The following is a 16,639-nucleotide window of genomic DNA, read 5'->3' as shown; positions in this document are numbered from 1 at the left end:
ATATCAGGGGCGAAAGGTCGCCCCCGAGTGAACGTCATTTTTACGTCTTATTATTTAGGCTCGGTACCGAACCATTTTTTGTAGATTTCGTTATAGGTGCCGTTCTCTTTCAGTGTTTTCAGCGCGCCGTTAACTTTCGTGCGCAGATCGTCGCTGCCTTTCGGGAACGCGATACCGTACTGCTGTGCTTCCAAAGACTCGCCAACAGCTTTGAACTTGCCGTTGCCCGCAGTTTTGATGAAGTACAGGATGTTAGGCGTGTCGTGCAGAACTGCGTCAGCACGGTTGGTGCCGAGTTCCATATACGCGTTGTCGATGTTCGGGAACTGGCGCAGATCTTTGGTTTTGATATTCGCTTTTGCGTAATCAACAGAACCGGTGCCGCTCTTCACTGCAACCACTTTGCCGTCGAGATCTTTCACGCTTTTTACGTCGTTATTATCGGCTTTGACCATGACCAGCAGGCCGCTTTTGTAGTAACCGTCAGAGAAGTCGATCGCTTTTTTACGTTCATCAGTGATGGTGATACCCGCCAGCGCCAGATCAACGTTTTTGGTTTGCAGTGCCGGGATGATGCCGCTGAAGTCCATTGGCTTCAGGGTGTAATCCAGTTTGAGTTCTTTTGCGACAGCGGCCCACAGATCCACATCAAAACCAACGTACTTATCACCCTGTTTGAATTCAAACGGAACGAACGCCGTGTCGGTCGCCACAACCAGTTTGTCGGCAGCCTGAGAGGACACCGCAAAAGCCAGGGTAAGTGCAGCCAGTGAAACTTTTAATACAGACTTCATAGCATTTCCTTTTATATCCACGGGGCGATCCCCTGCGAGAACAGGTGGCACAATGAAAAAATCGTGCCAACTTTACAAGCTATTGTTTTGCAAAGGGGATGATGTCATGCATTGCACAATAAATGGGGCAATGAGGTTTTATTGCACCAAAGTGGGGCACTGTTTTGGTGCGCTTCGTTTGGCTCAACTGACGGGGAGATATTTAGCGTAAATTCTGACGAAAAAACAATCTTCCGTTAACGGTTGTGTGAAGTGATTATTACATTTCGTTCACTTTTGCAGGTGTGCAGACAAAAACTGTGCACCATAGATGTGCAAAACCCTCACCGGAGGGCGAGGGTTTGATAGAACATTCGTATGAATTATTCGATGTTAGATTCGATAAACCACAGGAACTGATCAAGGTCGCGGGACGCGGCGGTAAAAATGTCTGCGGTATCTTCGTCTTTGGCTTCGCCAATCGCTTTGCGCACGTCATTGGCCACAATGGCGTAGCGATCCGCCAGCTCTTTCAGGTGATCCTGAACGGTATGGATATCCAGCGGATAACTCTTCAGTGGCGTTTTGCTGTTGAGCACCTGCGTGGTACCCAGCGCTACGCCGCCTAACTGAACGGCACGTTCGGCCATCGTATCGAGGTGGGTAACCAGTGCTGTGCGGAAGCCATCGAGCATTTCATGAACGGCAATAAAGTTTGCACCGCGCATATTCCAGTGGGCCTGTTTGGTGATCAGCGAAAGATCGATGAACTGGATCACCTGGCGATTCAGCAACTCAATAGTCGCTTTTTTGTCGCTATCCGATACATCGTTACGGGTATAAAGCAGATTAGACGCTTTCGTTTTCACCAGTTTAGCGGTACTCATAATCTCATATCCTCTTGATGTTTATGTCCCAGGTAATTACGGAACTAAGTATAGCACCGGATTTTTTGTCTGCGGTCTGGCTGTACCTATCGGTTTAATAGCGAAAAGGAGGTTGAGAATTTAATCTATTGAAATGAATGGTTATTTTGAAAATTGATGCAGATCAATCTTAATTTCTGAACGGGGAAGTCAATGCGGGGGGATATTTCGCTAATATGACAAAGTATGTAAGAAATTATAATGTACCACTTTCTGGCCTTTATTCTGCATGGCATGGAAGCCATGCAGAATATATGGCCTTAGTTGATATCAACCTTCTCAACTTTAGGTTCAGATCGCATGGTGAGCGTTGAGCCCATTGATGCCGCGATAATTGAGCAGAGCGCCAGCGTCTGGGTCAATGTCAGGGTTTCGCCGAGAAAGACCATCCCGGAAATCGCGGCAAGCGCAGGCTCCATGCTCATCAGTGTGCCAAAAATGCGTGTCGGCAGACGCGTGAGGGCAATCATCTCCAGAGAATAGGGGAGTGCGGTAGAGAGAATCGCGACCGCCAGCCCGATGGGCATGACGGACCATTGCCAGATAGATTCCGTCGCCTGCGCCATGCCGATGGGCACAAAGACGATAGCGGCGATGAGTGAACCCAACGCGACTGTCGCCGGTCCATGCTCTTCCCCTGCGCGCTGGCCCGTTAATATATAGATAGCCCAGCAGGCACCTGCACCCAGTGCCAGCGCTGCGCCCGTCATATCAATCTCAGCGACACTCTGGCCCAACGGGAGCAAGAACCATAAGCCCAGCACGGCTAATACGACCCAGATGAAATCAACCGGACGTCGTGAGGAGAAAAGCGCCACGGCCAGCGGACCGGTAAACTCCAGCGCGACGGCAATCCCCAGCGGTATCGTCTGGATAGAAAGGTAGAACAGATAGTTCATCGCCCCGAGGGACAGTCCATAAAACAGCAGAGGCAAACGCTGCTCTTTTTTGAAGCGCAGACGCCAGGGTTTGAAAATGACCACCAGTATCGCCGTGCCCAGAACGATTCGCAGGGCGGTGACCCCAGGCGCGCCAACCAGCGGAAAAAGCGATTTTGCAAGCGAAGCGCCGCTTTGAATGGACAACATGGCAATGAGTATGACGGCTACCGGTAACCAGACCGACGACGTGCGGGATAACCCAGGCATCCTTTCTCCTGTCAGCTTATGTCAAATGAGGTAAAGGTTGCAGTGTAAAGGAAATAAGCGGCAACGGTTGAGGCGCTGTTGAAAAAAAACCACGTGAAATCCGTAAAATGGTTAAGCGCTGGTGGATTTATCGCCTGATAGATTAGGAATAATCTGGATGAATGTAACGGCGCGTACGCGCACTATGCGCATTTAGTAGTGAAAATTGCATGTGATTTGAAAGAGATAGCTTAGGCTGGAAACGTTCTGTTACAGGAAAGGTTTCATTAGACATCACGAATCACAAAGAGTTTCGCAAATTTTTTTGATATATTTAAAACTTACGGACTTACTTGAAGCACATTTGAGGTGGTTATGAAAAAAATTGCATGTCTTTCAGCACTGGCCGCTGTACTGGCTGTTTCCGCAGGTACCGCTGTAGCTGCTACTTCTACTGTTACTGGTGGTTACGCTCAGAGCGACTATCAGGGCGTGATGAACAAAGCTAACGGTTTCAACCTGAAGTATCGCTACGAGCAGGATAACAACCCACTGGGCGTGATCGGTTCTTTCACCTACACCGAGAAAGATCGTTCTGAAAACGGCGCATACAACAAAGGCCAGTACTACGGTATCACTGCTGGTCCAGCTTACCGTCTGAATGACTGGGCAAGCATCTACGGTGTTGTAGGTGTTGGCTACGGTAAATTCCAGCAGACCGAAAACCAGGGTCTGAACCGTACTGCAAGCAACAGCGACTATGGCTTCTCCTATGGCGCAGGCCTGCAGTTCAACCCAATCCAGGACGTTGCTCTGGACTTCTCCTATGAGCAGAGCCGTATCCGCAACGTTGACGTTGGCACCTGGATCGCGGGCGTAGGTTACCGCTTCTAATCACTCCGGTGAGCTAATAAAAAATCCGCCCAATGTGGCGGATTTTTTTTGTGTTTTGTGCCCCCTCCCTGTGGGAGAGGGCATCAGGCCGCTACTTGCTCTTAATATCAAAAATATCCGTACCCAGATGGTTGTAGTCAACTTTCTGTAACTTGAAGTTGGTAACGTACACTGGGGAAGCTTTTTTGTTTGAGACAAACGGGTAAGCACTTTTTATCTGCTCGGCCTTAATCCCCGTCCACTGCGAGAAGAACTGCAGGAAATCATTAGCTGAACGACGCGCTTTAATGATGCGATGCGTTTTATCGTCACTCGACAGCACCATAAACGGCACCTGGAAGTTCTGCTGGAACTTGTCATCGTGCGCCAGATACTGCACCTCTTTACCACGCTCTTTAAACGCCAGTCCGTGATCCGAGAAATAGACCATGGAGAAGCTGTCGCCCGTATTGCGTAGCTGCTCGTACAGCTTGCTGAGCAGGTCGTCGGTTTGCGTCATGGTGTAGAGATAGCACGAGGTCTCTTTAGACTGCACAAACTCCGCGTACTTTCCGCCAGTTCGATCGCAGGCTTGCGGGTGTGACCCCATCAGGTGCAGGACGATGAGCTGAGGCTGGGTGCGCGGGGTGGCGAAGACCTGTGCCGTCATTTTCAGCAGCGCTTCGTCTTTGGTGTTTTTGTCGGCTTCAAAGTCGCCGTTCTTCAGGAACTGCACTTCGTCAGCACGCTTGGCGATGCTGGCGATGGCCGTATCGTATTCGCCAATCTGCCCCTGATTGGAGAACCACCAGGTCTGATAACCCGCGCGGTTTGCCAGGGTCACAAAATTATCCTGATACTGCGGTTTGCCATCCACCACGCGGTTGAGCGTCAGGCCAAGCGATTTCTGCGTCGAGCCGCTGGCCGCAACATAATCGGTAAACAGGGTGCCTTTGACCGTGTTCGCAAAGGGTGTGTTATCCCAGTGTCCTCCAAACGCCCCCATGGCATCGCGACGTGCGCTTTCGCCAATCACCACTACATAGGTGTGATATTTCGGCTTCACGGCCAGCACGTTCCAGGTGTCTTTCATATTGGAAAGCTCAGCCATGCGCGCCTGTTCGTCGAGAACCTCTTTATTATTTACAACGACGTCTTTCACAAAGCGGAAAACCGGATAGCCGATATTGATGAGCCTTAGCTTACCGTCCCAGGGAATATTCTGGATAGGGGCGACAAACGCCACGGCAATGCTGAACACCAGACAGAGTATTTCGATCTTACCCCAGGATTTTTTCTCGCCCGGCTGACGGCGGATGGCGATAACGCCCAACGCGAAGATAAAGAGCCCTACCACGTAGCTGTACCACGGGAAAATAGTCAGGATCTCCGTCGACTCTTCCATATTGGTAGAGTGCAGCGCCAGCAGGGTATTAAAGTTTGGCGCGCCGTAAGCCTGACCAAACGGGAAATAGAGTGCAGCGACCAGCGAACAGATCCCGATAAACGTTTTTTGCACGCGCGGTGCGGCTCGCCACAGCACATGCAGAACGCAGGTGAAAGCCACCGCGTAGAGCAGACTAAAGGGATAACCCAGCGCAAAGTTAATCAGTAATGACTGTAAAAAGTAAAAACCCGTCCACGGGCTTAAGGCCCGGCTGCGGGTCACAACGGTATCTATCAGGGTTACATTCATAGGTCACTATCATGGATGAAAACGCCATGTGCTCACCCTGGCGTCAAGGGTCATAACCTGCCTGACAGTGCGTGGAGAGGGAATAGGGTCCGCTTCAGCGAGCCGCAAATTGTGCAGGGCTGCAAGAAGATAGTGCGAGCGCTAAATAATATCAACAGTTGCTAAGCAGATGTTTTGCGAAGGGGACTGCAAATCCGTAAAAAAGATCGGGAATAAGGCGGCTGGAGGCCAGTTTACAGCGGGATTATGACGGGAAAATGACGCGGCGTACCGCAACGCCGCTTAGTGGGAAGGTTTGTCGTCCTGATGCGGTTTGTTGTTAAACATATCGCACAGCATGTTCAACAGCATCAAGCGCACTTTAAAGGGAGAGTGGGTAAACACGGTCATACACCTCTTGAATTCGTTCATAAGACCTCCTGATTTTTGATCCCTTCGATCCGTGAAGGGTGACTGCATTACATACAGATATAGCACAGGCTATATTGTATAGCTATGGCTATTTCGTTAATTTTTTGTGCTTGCAGAGCTATGGTTTACAATGTGCGCTCTCGAAACCGGGCGCTGGAAGCGTCACCCCACTGAGGAAGTACAATGAACCGTCGCGCAGGTAATCCGACAATGAGGAAAACGACGCAACTGGTGAATGTTGAAGAACATGTCGAAGGTTTTCGCCAGGTCCGTGAAGCGCATCGGCGTGAACTGATTGATGACTATGTTGAACTCATTTCCGATCTGATCCGTGAGGTTGGTGAAGCGCGCCAGGTCGATATGGCCGCCAGACTGGGGGTTTCGCAGCCTACTGTCGCTAAAATGTTAAAACGTCTGGCCTCCGTGGGCTTAATTGAAATGATCCCCTGGCGCGGTGTTTTTCTGACGCCGGAAGGGGAGAAACTCGCGCAGGAGAGCCGCGAGCGCCATCAGCTTGTCGAGAATTTTTTACTGGTGCTGGGCGTCAGCCCGGAGATTGCCCGCCGGGATGCGGAAGGAATGGAGCACCACGTTAGCGAAGAGACGCTGGTGAAGTTTCGTGAATTTACGCTTAAATATGGTTCCTCCGCTGAATGAAAATCCCTGGACTGCAGGCCCTGGCACGCGATCGTTTCTTCCATCTCTTATTACTCACTGGCGCAGGGTTAAGCCTCTTTGTGCCATTCGCGCCACGCGCCTGGCCTGCCGCAATTGACTGGCGCACCATTATTACCCTGAGCGGTTTAATGATGCTCACCAAAGGGGTCGAGCTGAGCGGCTATTTCGACGTGCTGGGACGTAAAATGGTGCGCCGCTTTGCCACCGAGCGCAGGCTGTCCCTGTTTATGGTTTTCTCCGCCGCGGTGCTGTCGACGTTTCTGACCAACGATGTGGCGCTGTTTATCATCGTGCCCCTCACGCTGACGCTGCGTAAGCTTTGCGAGATCCCGGTAAGCCGGTTGATTATCTTTGAAGCGCTGGCCGTCAACGCAGGCTCGTTGTTAACGCCTATCGGCAACCCGCAAAACATCCTTCTCTGGGGACGTTCCGGGCTGTCGTTCGCCGCGTTCACCTGGCAGATGGCCCCGCTGGCGCTGGCGATGATGCTGTCGCTGCTGGCAGTTTGCTGGTTTGCGTTTCCGGATAAAAAACTGCAATACCACAGCGGAACAACCGGCCCGCAGTGGCAGCCGCGTTTGGTCTGGAGCTGTCTTGGGTTATACATTGTCTTTCTGTTCGCGCTGGAGCTGAAGTACGAACTGGCGGGCGTCCTGCTCGTTGCTGCGGGGTTTGTCTTGCTGGCGCGCCGCGTGCTGGTGAGCGTGGACTGGACGCTTTTGCTGGTCTTTATGGCGATGTTTATTGATGTGCATCTCCTTATCCAGCTTCCGGTGCTGCAAAACGTTCTGCACAGCGTCAGTACGCTGTCTCAGCCGGGATTATGGCTGACGGCAATTGGCCTGTCGCAGTTTATCAGCAACGTGCCTTCCACTATTCTGCTGCTCAACTATGTTCCGCCGGACACCCTGCTGGCCTGGGCCGTTAACATTGGCGGGTTTGGGCTGCTGCCCGGTTCGCTGGCCAACCTGATTGCCCTGCGGATGGCTAACGACCGTCGTATCTGGTGGCGCTTCCATCTCTGGTCGATCCCGATGCTGATATGGGCCGCGGCGATCGGTTTCGGAATATTCCTTCTCATATAGTGCGCAATTTGTCAGTTTTTCCTGGCAAACGTATAGCAACGTCCTAGCTTTAGTGAACGGCATTGTGTGATGCCGCTCACTGACAGGACCGTTGCTGACCTATGGCTGAAGATCAAAATCCGCCTGCTGACGAGCAGGTCAAAAACAATAATGAGCGTAAGCGCCCGGGCAAAAAACCGTTAATTATCCTCGGCATTGTCGTGGTGGTAATGGTCGTCGTGGCGCTCGTCTGGTGGTTTTTAACCCGTAACGAAGAGACGACTGACGACGCCTTTACCGACGGCGACGTGGTGACGATTGCCCCCAAAACGGCAGGCTATGTCACCGAGCTGCGCGTGCGCGATAACCAGCGCGTGAAAAAGGGCGATCTGCTGGTGGTCATCGATCCGCGCGATACCACCGCACAGCGCGATCAGGCTCAGGCCCAGCTTGGGCTGGCCATCGCGCAGCTGCACCAGGCCCAGGCGCAGCTCGCGCTCTCAAAAGTTCAGTATCCCGCGCAGCGTGACGAAGCCAAAGCGCAGGTGCTGAAAGCGCAGGCCGATCTGGCGAACGCGCAGGCTGAGTATCGTCGCCAGCGCGGTGTGGACCCTCGCGCAACCACTCAGCAGAGTATTGATTCCGCGAACGCTCAGTTGCGTAGCGCACAGGCAGGGCTGGCCAGCGCCCAGGCGCAGCTGGAAGTGGCGGAGCAGGTACAGCTGCAAATCCGTCAGCAGGAAACCAACGTTGAAGCGCGCGAGCGTCAGGTCGATCAGGCTAAAGCCCAGCTGGAAACGGCAAATCTGAACCTCTCCTATACCGAAGTTCGCGCCCCGTTCGACGGCGTTGTCACTAAACGCAACGTTCAGCCCGGTACGCTGGTGCAGGCGGGAACGGCGCTATTCTCGCTGGTTTCCCCGAACGTGTGGGTGGTGGCGAACTTTAAAGAGTCGCAGCTCGAGCGCATGAAGCCGGGTGATAAGGTCACCGTGTCCGTTGACGCGTGGCCGGATATGGAGCTTGAGGGCCACGTAGACAGTATTCAGCAGGGCAGCGGCTCGCGTTTCTCCGCCTTCCCGGCAGAAAATGCCACCGGCAACTTCGTTAAAATTGTGCAGCGCGTGCCGGTCAAAATCGTGATTGATAAAGGCCTCGATCCGAACAAACCGCTGCCGCTTGGGCTGTCGGTTGCACCGAAGGTGACGGTGGAATGACCGATCACAGCCACGACAGCTGGAAACCCGCCAGTAATCCGTGGGCGGTGGCGATTGTCGTCACCCTGGCGGTGTTCATGGAAATTCTGGACACCACCATCGTCAACGTGGCGTTGCCCCACGTGGCGGGTTCGCTCTCGTCCAGCTATGACGAATCCACCTGGGTATTAACCAGCTATCTGGTCGCGAACGGCATTGTACTGCCCATCTCAGCATTTCTGAGCCGAGTGTTTGGGCGCAAGCAGTTCTTCCTGATTTGCATCGTCATGTTCACCGTCTGCTCGTTCCTGTGCGGGATCGCCACCGAGCTGTGGCAGATCATCCTGTTCCGCGTGATGCAGGGCTTTTTTGGCGGTGGACTCCAGCCCACGCAGCAGTCGGTGCTGCTCGACTACTTCAAACCCGAGGATCGTGGCAAAGCGTTTGGGCTTTCCTCCATTGCGATCATCGTTGCGCCGGTCCTCGGCCCGACGCTGGGGGGCTGGATCACCGATAACTACTCGTGGCGCTGGGTGTTCTTTATCAATATCCCGGTAGGAATTGTCACGGTGCTGGCGATTTACCAGCTGCTGGAAGATCCGCCGTGGGAGAGCAAATCAAAAGAGAAATTGACCATCGACTGGACCGGGATCGGCCTGATCGCGTTGGGGCTGGGCTGCCTGCAGGTGATGCTCGACCGGGGAGAAGACGAAGACTGGTTTAACTCGAACTTTACCCGCACTTTCGCCGTGTTGACGCTTGTCGGCATTATCGGCGCCATCTACTGGCTGGTGTATGCCAAAAAGCCGGTGGTGGATCTGCACTGCATGAAAGACCGCAACTTCTCCGTCTCCAGCCTGTTAATGGCAGGAATGGCGATGATTTTGTACGGCAGCTCGGTGGTGATCCCGCAGCTGGCGCAGCAGGACCTGGGTTATACCGCCACCTGGTCCGGGCTGGTGCTGTCGCCCGGGGCGGTGCTGATCGTCTTAACGATCCCGCTGGTATTGAAGCTGATGCCGGTGGTGCAGACGCGCTGGATTATTGCCTTTGGCTTTACCTGTCTGGCGGTGTCGTTCTTCTGGTCGCGCACGCTCACCCCGGATATTGATTTCGAAACCCTGGTGCTGTTCCGCAGCGCCCAGTCGATAGGTCTCGGGTTCCTGTTTGTGCCGCTGACTACCATTGCCTTTATTTCGATTCCAAGGCGGCTGAACGCCGATGCCGCAGCGTTATTTACCATGTTCCGCAACGTCGCGGGCTCGGTTGGGATATCGCTGTCGACGGCGGCCATCACCGAGCGCTCGCAGGCGCACAGCGCGCACCTTGCGTACCACGCCTCGCCGTTTAACGAGCAATTCCAGCAGGCGATACGCGAAAGCGCCCAGGCAATCCAGAACTTCACCACCCAGGTGGGGGACCCAACCGGGATTGCCACCGGGCGCATGTACCAGACCATGATTGAGCAGTCGCGCTTTCTGGCCTACATCGACGTCTTCACCATTCTGAGCGCGGTGGCCTTGTTATTGATTCCGTTTTGTTTGTTGCTCTCGCCGGTTAAGAGCGAGGGGAGTGCAGGAGCACATTGATGATACACAGACGTTTACACCCTCTGATGATAATGATGCTACTGGCGGGCTGCGCCGTCGGGCCGGATTATCAGCAGCCCGCGCCACCTGCCGTCACGCACTGGAACGATAAGGGCGACAGCGCGGTGAAATCGCAAACCACCTCCGCCGCGACTAACCCGCGCTGGTGGAAAACATTCGGCTCCCCGCAGCTCGACAGCCTGGTTGAACGCGCCATCGCCGGAAACCTGACGCTGCAGCAGACGGTGCTGCGCATCGCGGGAGCGCGCGAACAGATTAACCAGGCGGGCGGGGCGTTTTACCCGTCGGTGAACGGCAATTTGCAGGCGACGCGCCAGCAGCTCGGCCTGGAAGGGGAGCTGAAATCCCACGGCGTGTATGACCAGCTTGATAATGTCGACCCTGAACTGCGGGGCGCGTTAGGCCCGCTGACGCAGCCGATCAACCTCTACCAGGGCAGCTTTGACGCCCAGTGGGAAATTGACCTGTGGGGCAAGGTGCGCCGGCAGGTGGAGGCGGCAGAAGCGCAGCAGAAGGCGGCGATAGAGCAGCGTAACGACGCGCTGGTGTCGCTGGAAGCGGAAGTGGCGCGCGCCTGGCTGCAGCTGCGCGGGGCGCAGAGCATTATCGCCACGCTGAATACCCAGATAAAAAGCGCCCAGCAGACGCTGGATCTGACCGAAAGCCGCCAGCGCGGCGGGCTGTCTCCGCAGATGGATGTGGAAAATGCCCGGGCGCAGCTGGGGAATCTTGAAGCACAGCTGCCGCAGTATCAGGCGCAGGAGCGGCAGGCGATGAACGGCCTGGCGATCCTGCTCGGCAAGCCTCCCGGCGCGCTGGATGCGGAATTGCAAAGCGTGCAGCCGATGCCAGACCTGCCGGATATCGTGCAAACGGGCATTCCGTCGACGCTGGCGCGACGCCGCCCGGACGTGCGCGAAGCAGAGGCGAATCTTCATGCCGCCACGGCGCAAATCGGCGTTTCGGTGGCGGAGCTGTTCCCGAGTTTTACCCTTTCCGGACAGTTTGGCCTGCGAAACAGCGAAACCAACTGGCTCACCGACTGGAGCAGCCATTTCTATAGCTTTGGCCCGCAGGTCTCTATCCCTATCTTCCAGGGGGGCAGGCTGGTCTCCAGCGTGAAGGTCGCGCGTGCGCAGCAGGGGGTGGCGGTGCTGGACTATCGCCAGACGGTGCTGACAGCGCTCGGTGATGTCGAAAACGCGCTGGTGAGCTATCGCACCGACCAGCAGCGTGAAGCGGGGCTGGCGAAAACCATCAACGCGCTGCAAAACGCGTTTGACCTGGCGAGCGACAGCTACCGGCAGGGCATCGCCAGCTTTATCGACGTGCTGGACGCGCAGCGGCAACTGGCGCAGGCCCAGCAGCAGCGCGCCCAGGCTCAGGTGCAAAGCGCGCTCGATCTGGTCGCGCTCTACAAGGCGCTTGGCGGTGGCTGGGAGCCGTATCAGCAGGTGCAGTTGCCGGACTACAGCGTCTTTGGCGACGCCCCGCGCGGATAAACTTTCAGAGGATTGGGCAAGAAACGGACAGGAACGCCACATTCGCGATGGGCGCGGGGCGGGTATAACTATCGGGTACCCAATCGACATGCGAGGAATCACTTATGCGTTATCAAAAACTGGGCAATACCGGACTGTTTGTTTCTGAACTCTGCCTCGGCACCATGACGTTCGGTGGTGAAGGCGGCATGTGGGGCAAGATTGGCCAGCTCCAGCAAAATGAAGCCGAGCAGCTGGTGGGCCGCGCGCTGGACGCGGGCATCAACTTCATCGATACCGCCGACGTCTACTCTGAAGGCCGCTCGGAAGAGATCACCGGGCAGGCGCTGAAAAACCTGAAAATCCCGCGTGAGAATGTGGTGGTTGCCACCAAAGTGTTCGGCGAAACGGGAACGGCAGGGGTGAATTCGCGCGGCAGCTCGCGCTATCACATCATTAGCAGCGTGAAGGAGAGCCTGCGCCGCCTGCAGCTCGATCATATCGATCTCTATCAGCTGCACGGCTTCGACCCCGCAACGCCGATTGAAGAGATGCTATACGCCCTTGATAACCTGGTGCAGCACGGCCACGTGCGCTATATCGGCGTTTCAAACTGGGCGGCGTGGCAAATCACCAAAGCGCTCGGTATTTCTGAACGTCTCGGCCTTGCGCGTTTCGCATCACTCCAGGCGTATTACACCATCGCCGGACGCGATCTGGAGCGCGAACTGGTGCCGATGATGCAGAACGAAGGCGTCGGGCTGATGGTCTGGAGCCCGCTGGCGGGTGGCCTGCTGAGCGGAAAATATGGCCGCGACGGGCAGAGTGAAGCCGGTGGTCGTCGTCTGGAGTTTGACTTCCCGCCGGTGGATAAAGAACGTGCCTTCGACTGCGTGGATGTGATGCGCATCATTGCCGAGCGTAAAGGCGTTTCCGTGGCGCAAATCGCGCTGGCGTGGCTGCTGCACCAGAAAGCGGTGACCAGCGTCATCATCGGTGCCAAGCGTGTCGATCAGCTGGATGACAATATCGCCGCGACCGGGATCCGCTTAAGCGAAGACGAGCTAAAACAGCTTGATGCGGTCAGCGCGCTGCCGCGCGAATATCCCGGCTGGATGCTGGAGCGGCAGGGGGAATATCGCCGCAATCAGCTCGCGCAACAATAACCTTCCTTGCCCCGGTAGCGCATCGCTTACCGGGGCTTTTTTTCCGCATTGCTCACAAAAAACGATCCTCCTCTTTGATCGACCTTTCATCTTCGCTTATATGACTAGTCATGAAATTTTAAATGACTAGTCATATAGGGAGAGAACATGAACAATCAGCTGCCGGCCAACTTTTTATGGGGCAACTCGGTGTCCAGCATGCAGACGGAAGGTGCCTGGAATGAGGGTGGGAAGGGGATGTCGGTGTATGACATTCGGGAAGCCGGGGAGAACATCTCCGACTGGAAAGTCGCGACAGACTCCTACCACCGCTACCGGGAAGATTTCGACCTGATGCAGGATCTGGGCATGAACTGCTACCGCTTCCAGATCTCATGGAGCCGCGTCTGCCCGCAGGGTGACGGCGAGTTTAACGACGAAGGCATCGCGTTTTATGACCGTTTTATCGACGATCTGATCGCTCGCGGCATCGAGCCGATGATCTGCCTCTACCACTTCGATATGCCGCTGGCGCTGGCGCAGGAGTACAACGGCTTCAATGACCGCCGGGTAATGGACGCCTTTATCCGCTACGGCAAAAAGATGATCGACTGCTTTGGCGACCGCGTGAAGTACTGGCTGACCTTTAACGAGCAGAACATCTTCCATATGCCGGAAGCATTCCGCATTTCCGGCTACATGAAAGGTGAGAAAACCCTGCGCGAGTTGTACGAGTTACAGCATCACACCATGGTGGCGCACATGGCGCTCACCGAGTACCTGCACCAGACCAAACCGGGCCAGCTGATGGGCGGTATGCTGGCGCACCAGCTGATTTACCCGGCCACCTGCAAACCGCGCGATATCTTCTGTGCCCAGCAGTACGACGAGTTCCTCAACCAGAACCTGCTGCGCGTCTTTGCCGGTCAGGGCTACAGCCCGGCGGTGATGGCGGTGGTGGAGCAGGAAGGCTTTGGCGATATCTATCGCGCCGAAGATTTAGCTCTGTTTGCGCGCACCAAAAACGACTATATGGCCTTCAGCTATTACGCCAGTAAAACGCTGGACAGCGATGCGATCCCGGAAGATACCCCGGTTAACTACTACCTGCTGCACGGTGAAAAAAACAACCCGTACCTGCAAGCCACCGAGTGGAACTGGCAGATCGATCCGCTGGGCTTTCGCACCATCATTACCCGCTACGCCAACGACTGGCGCCTGCCGGTATTCCCGATCGAAAACGGTATTGGGGTGATTGAGTCCTGGGACGGCGTAAACCCGATAGAGGATACCTACCGTATCGACTACCACCGGGCGCACATCGAGGCGATGAAAGCGGCGATGTTCGAAGACGGGGCTGAGGTGATCGGCTACCTCGGCTGGGGCTTGATCGACATTCTCAGCTCCCAGGGCGATATGCGTAAGCGCTACGGCGTGGTCTATGTCAACCGTGAAAACCATGACCTGAAAGACCTGAAACGCGTGCCGAAGAAGAGCTACGCGTGGTTAAAACAGGTTATCCATACCAACGGACGCGAGATGTAAGCCGTACGCTGCCGGGCCGTTTTTGTGACTGATTGATGGGAACTATCCGCTATGTCTGAAACAAAAATAACACCGCATATGCAGTCCTTTGTCGACAAATTTGTAGAGTTCTCGGCGCGCCTGGCAAACCAGGTGCACCTGCGTTCCCTGCGCGACGCCTTCGCCACGGTGATGCCCATTTTCATCCTCGCTGGTCTGGCGGTGCTGGTGAACAACGTGGTGTTTCCGTGGATTTTTCACGGTGACACGCTGGCGCACTTCAAGGTGTGGGGTGAGGCGATTATCAACGGTACGCTGAACATCGCCGCGCTGCTGCTGGCGCCGATGATTGCCTGGTCGCTGGCGCGCAACAAAGATTTCGACAATCCGGTCTCGGCAGTGGTTATCGCCGTCAGCAGCTTTATTATCATGATGCCGATGCGCTTGCAGATTACGCCCGTCGGCAGCGATACCACGGTGAACGTCACCCAGGTGCTGACGTTCGCCAATATCGGCTCCACCGGGATTTTTGCCGGCGTGCTGATTGGCCTGCTCTCCACGGAAGTGTTTATCGCCATTTCGCGGCTGAAGAGGCTGCACATTTCGCTCGGTGAAAACGTGCCGCCAGCGGTGAGCAAATCCTTTACCGCGCTGATCCCGACCATTCTCACGCTCTCCCTGTTTGCGGTGCTGGCGGCCATACTGGCAAACGTGCTGCATACGGATCTGATCCATCTCATTACGACCTTTATCCAGCAGCCCCTGCGGCTGATCAACACCAGCCTGCCGGGGACGATTTTTATCTACAGCTTCGGTAATTTCCTTTTCACGCTAGGGATTCATCAGTCGGTGGTGAACAGCGTGGTGCTGGAGCCGTTCCTGCTGATTAACACCAATGAAAACATGCTGGCCTTTGCCAACGGCCAGCCTATCCCGCATATCATCAACAACATCTTCGTGCCGACGTTTGGCATGGTGGGCGGCACGGGCAGCACCATCTCGCTGCTGATCGCCATCTTTATCTTCTCCCGACAAAAGTCGGCGAAGCAGGTGGCGCGTCTGTCGCTGGCGCCTGGTTTGTTCAACATCAACGAGCCGGTGATCTTCGGTCTGCCGATTGTGTTTAACCTGCCGCTGATGATCCCGTTCGTGCTGCTGCCCGCCATTGGTATTTACTTCGCCTGGCTCTGTACCACGCTGGGGTTAATGTCGCGCTGCGTGGTGATGATCCCGTGGACAACGCCCCCGATCCTGAGCGCCTGGCTGGCGACGGCGGGGGACTGGCGGGCGGTGGTGGTGCAGTTGGCAATCATCGTATTTGGTGTATTCTTCTACCTGCCTTTCCTCAAGATTGCCGAGAGAGTGGCATTAAAAAACAGCGGGATAGAAAACTAACTGAAAGGAAGGACGATGGCGGCGAAGTACATCACCATAGCGCGGGAAATTAAGAAACGCATCATCAGCCAGCAGTACGCCGCCAATGAACCACTGCCGGACCAGTTTGCGCTGGCAGCGGAGTTCAACTCCAGCCGGATGACCATTCAGCAGGCCATGCGCCAGCTGATTGTCGAAGGGCTGGTCTACACCCGTCAAGGGCAGGGAACGTTCATCCGTAAAAATTTCCTCCAGCTCTCGCAGTGGGATCTTTCCGGCAGCGACTACTTTGGCGCAACCAAAACCTGGGAACACCTGGGTAAGGTGACCAGCCAGGTGGTGCATTTCGAACTGCGCTTCTCGAACGAGAAAGAACAGGCGTCGCTGATGATTAACGCCGATGCGCCCGTGTATGACTTTATCCGTCTGCGTTTGCTCAACGGCGAACCTATGTCGCTGGATTCCACTGTAATGCCGATGAATCTGGTGCCCGGCCTGACGAAAAGCCATCTTGAAGGTTCGGTGTTCCAATACGTTCAGGAGACGCTGGGGCTGAAAATTATGGGGTCGTATCGGGTGGTGCGGGCGCTAAAACCGAGCGAGCTGGACAGACAACATCTTGTCTGCGAGCAGACCGATCCGGTACTGGAAGTGGAGCAGGTGATTTATCTTGAGGATGGCACACCGCTGGAGTATGCCCACTGTCACTATCGATACGACCACGGCGGGATCGTGATCGTGAATAACGGATAATCAGACTT

15 protein-coding genes are annotated in these 16,639 nt (G+C 55.2%); 10 read left to right on the top strand and 5 right to left on the bottom strand.

Annotated features, from left to right (window positions below; translation table 11 throughout):
- Window positions 1–50: 50 nt before the first annotated feature.
- From glnH to rhtA, 3 genes are all read right to left on the bottom strand, one after another.
- Entirely contained in the window at window positions 51–794 is a 744-nt protein-coding gene (gene glnH, locus E3U32_RS14450; RefSeq protein ID WP_023310880.1) for a glutamine ABC transporter substrate-binding protein GlnH, read from the bottom strand.
- A 362-nt stretch (window positions 795–1,156) separates the two neighbouring features.
- A complete protein-coding gene (dps, locus tag E3U32_RS14445; protein ID WP_134349338.1) occupies window positions 1,157–1,660 on the bottom strand; it encodes a DNA starvation/stationary phase protection protein Dps in 504 nt (167 codons plus the stop codon).
- Between the two features lie 299 nt (window positions 1,661–1,959).
- Window positions 1,960–2,847, bottom strand: coding sequence for a threonine/homoserine exporter RhtA (rhtA, locus tag E3U32_RS14440; RefSeq protein ID WP_134349337.1), 888 nt, complete (start codon window positions 2,845–2,847; stop codon window positions 1,960–1,962).
- A 354-nt stretch (window positions 2,848–3,201) separates the two neighbouring features.
- On the opposite strand from rhtA, the gene ompX reads away from it, so the two are divergent.
- Window positions 3,202–3,720, top strand: a complete 519-nt coding sequence (gene ompX / locus E3U32_RS14435) for an outer membrane protein OmpX (protein WP_024908709.1) — start codon at window positions 3,202–3,204, stop codon at window positions 3,718–3,720.
- 91 nt (window positions 3,721–3,811) lie between these two features.
- On the opposite strand, the gene E3U32_RS14430 is transcribed toward ompX, so the two are convergent.
- Both E3U32_RS14430 and mntS read right to left on the bottom strand, forming a co-directional pair.
- Entirely contained in the window at window positions 3,812–5,395 is a 1,584-nt protein-coding gene (locus tag E3U32_RS14430) for a phosphoethanolamine transferase (RefSeq protein WP_134349336.1), read from the bottom strand.
- A gap of 282 nt (window positions 5,396–5,677) precedes the next feature.
- Window positions 5,678–5,806 carry a manganase accumulation protein MntS gene (gene mntS / locus E3U32_RS14425; protein ID WP_014831181.1) on the bottom strand — a complete coding sequence of 43 codons (129 nt, stop codon included), beginning with the start codon at window positions 5,804–5,806 and terminating at the stop codon, window positions 5,678–5,680.
- Between the two features lie 183 nt (window positions 5,807–5,989).
- Between mntS and mntR the strand changes: the two genes are divergently transcribed.
- The 9 genes from mntR to E3U32_RS14380 all read left to right on the top strand — a co-directional run bounded on the left by mntR (window position 5,990) and on the right by E3U32_RS14380 (window position 16,631).
- Window positions 5,990–6,463, top strand: coding sequence for a manganese-binding transcriptional regulator MntR (gene mntR, locus E3U32_RS14420; RefSeq protein WP_134349335.1), 474 nt, complete (start codon window positions 5,990–5,992; stop codon window positions 6,461–6,463).
- On the top strand, window positions 6,460–7,569 hold the full coding sequence (locus E3U32_RS14415) for an anion transporter (RefSeq protein ID WP_134349334.1): 1,110 nt from the start codon (window positions 6,460–6,462) through the stop codon (window positions 7,567–7,569). Before mntR ends, E3U32_RS14415 begins: the two co-directional genes overlap by 4 nt.
- Before the next feature lie 101 nt (window positions 7,570–7,670).
- Window positions 7,671–8,765 (top strand): HlyD family secretion protein, encoded by a 1,095-nt coding sequence (locus tag E3U32_RS14410; RefSeq protein WP_134349333.1) that lies wholly within the window; start codon window positions 7,671–7,673, stop codon window positions 8,763–8,765.
- On the top strand, window positions 8,762–10,333 hold the full coding sequence (locus E3U32_RS14405; protein WP_134349332.1) for a DHA2 family efflux MFS transporter permease subunit: 1,572 nt from the start codon (window positions 8,762–8,764) through the stop codon (window positions 10,331–10,333). Before E3U32_RS14410 ends, E3U32_RS14405 begins: the two co-directional genes overlap by 4 nt.
- On the top strand, window positions 10,333–11,856 hold the full coding sequence (locus E3U32_RS14400) for an efflux transporter outer membrane subunit (protein ID WP_134349331.1): 1,524 nt from the start codon (window positions 10,333–10,335) through the stop codon (window positions 11,854–11,856). Before E3U32_RS14405 ends, E3U32_RS14400 begins: the two co-directional genes overlap by 1 nt.
- Before the next feature lie 104 nt (window positions 11,857–11,960).
- Window positions 11,961–13,001: an aldo/keto reductase gene (locus tag E3U32_RS14395; RefSeq protein ID WP_134349330.1), complete on the top strand. Its 1,041-nt coding sequence runs from the start codon at window positions 11,961–11,963 to the stop codon at window positions 12,999–13,001.
- A 147-nt stretch (window positions 13,002–13,148) separates the two neighbouring features.
- Entirely contained in the window at window positions 13,149–14,525 is a 1,377-nt protein-coding gene (locus E3U32_RS14390; protein WP_134349329.1) for a glycoside hydrolase family 1 protein, read from the top strand.
- A 51-nt stretch (window positions 14,526–14,576) separates the two neighbouring features.
- Window positions 14,577–15,899, top strand: coding sequence for a PTS sugar transporter subunit IIC (locus E3U32_RS14385; RefSeq protein WP_134349328.1), 1,323 nt, complete (start codon window positions 14,577–14,579; stop codon window positions 15,897–15,899).
- Between the two features lie 15 nt (window positions 15,900–15,914).
- Entirely contained in the window at window positions 15,915–16,631 is a 717-nt protein-coding gene (locus E3U32_RS14380; protein ID WP_134349327.1) for a GntR family transcriptional regulator, read from the top strand.
- Window positions 16,632–16,639: the final 8 nt, after the last annotated feature.

The sequence above is a fragment of the Lelliottia nimipressuralis genome (genome assembly GCF_004402045.1).
GTDB lineage: Bacteria > Pseudomonadota > Gammaproteobacteria > Enterobacterales > Enterobacteriaceae > Enterobacter > Enterobacter chinensis.
Note: the sequence above shows the minus strand (reverse complement) of the source record. Positions and strands in the feature narration are given on the sequence as shown.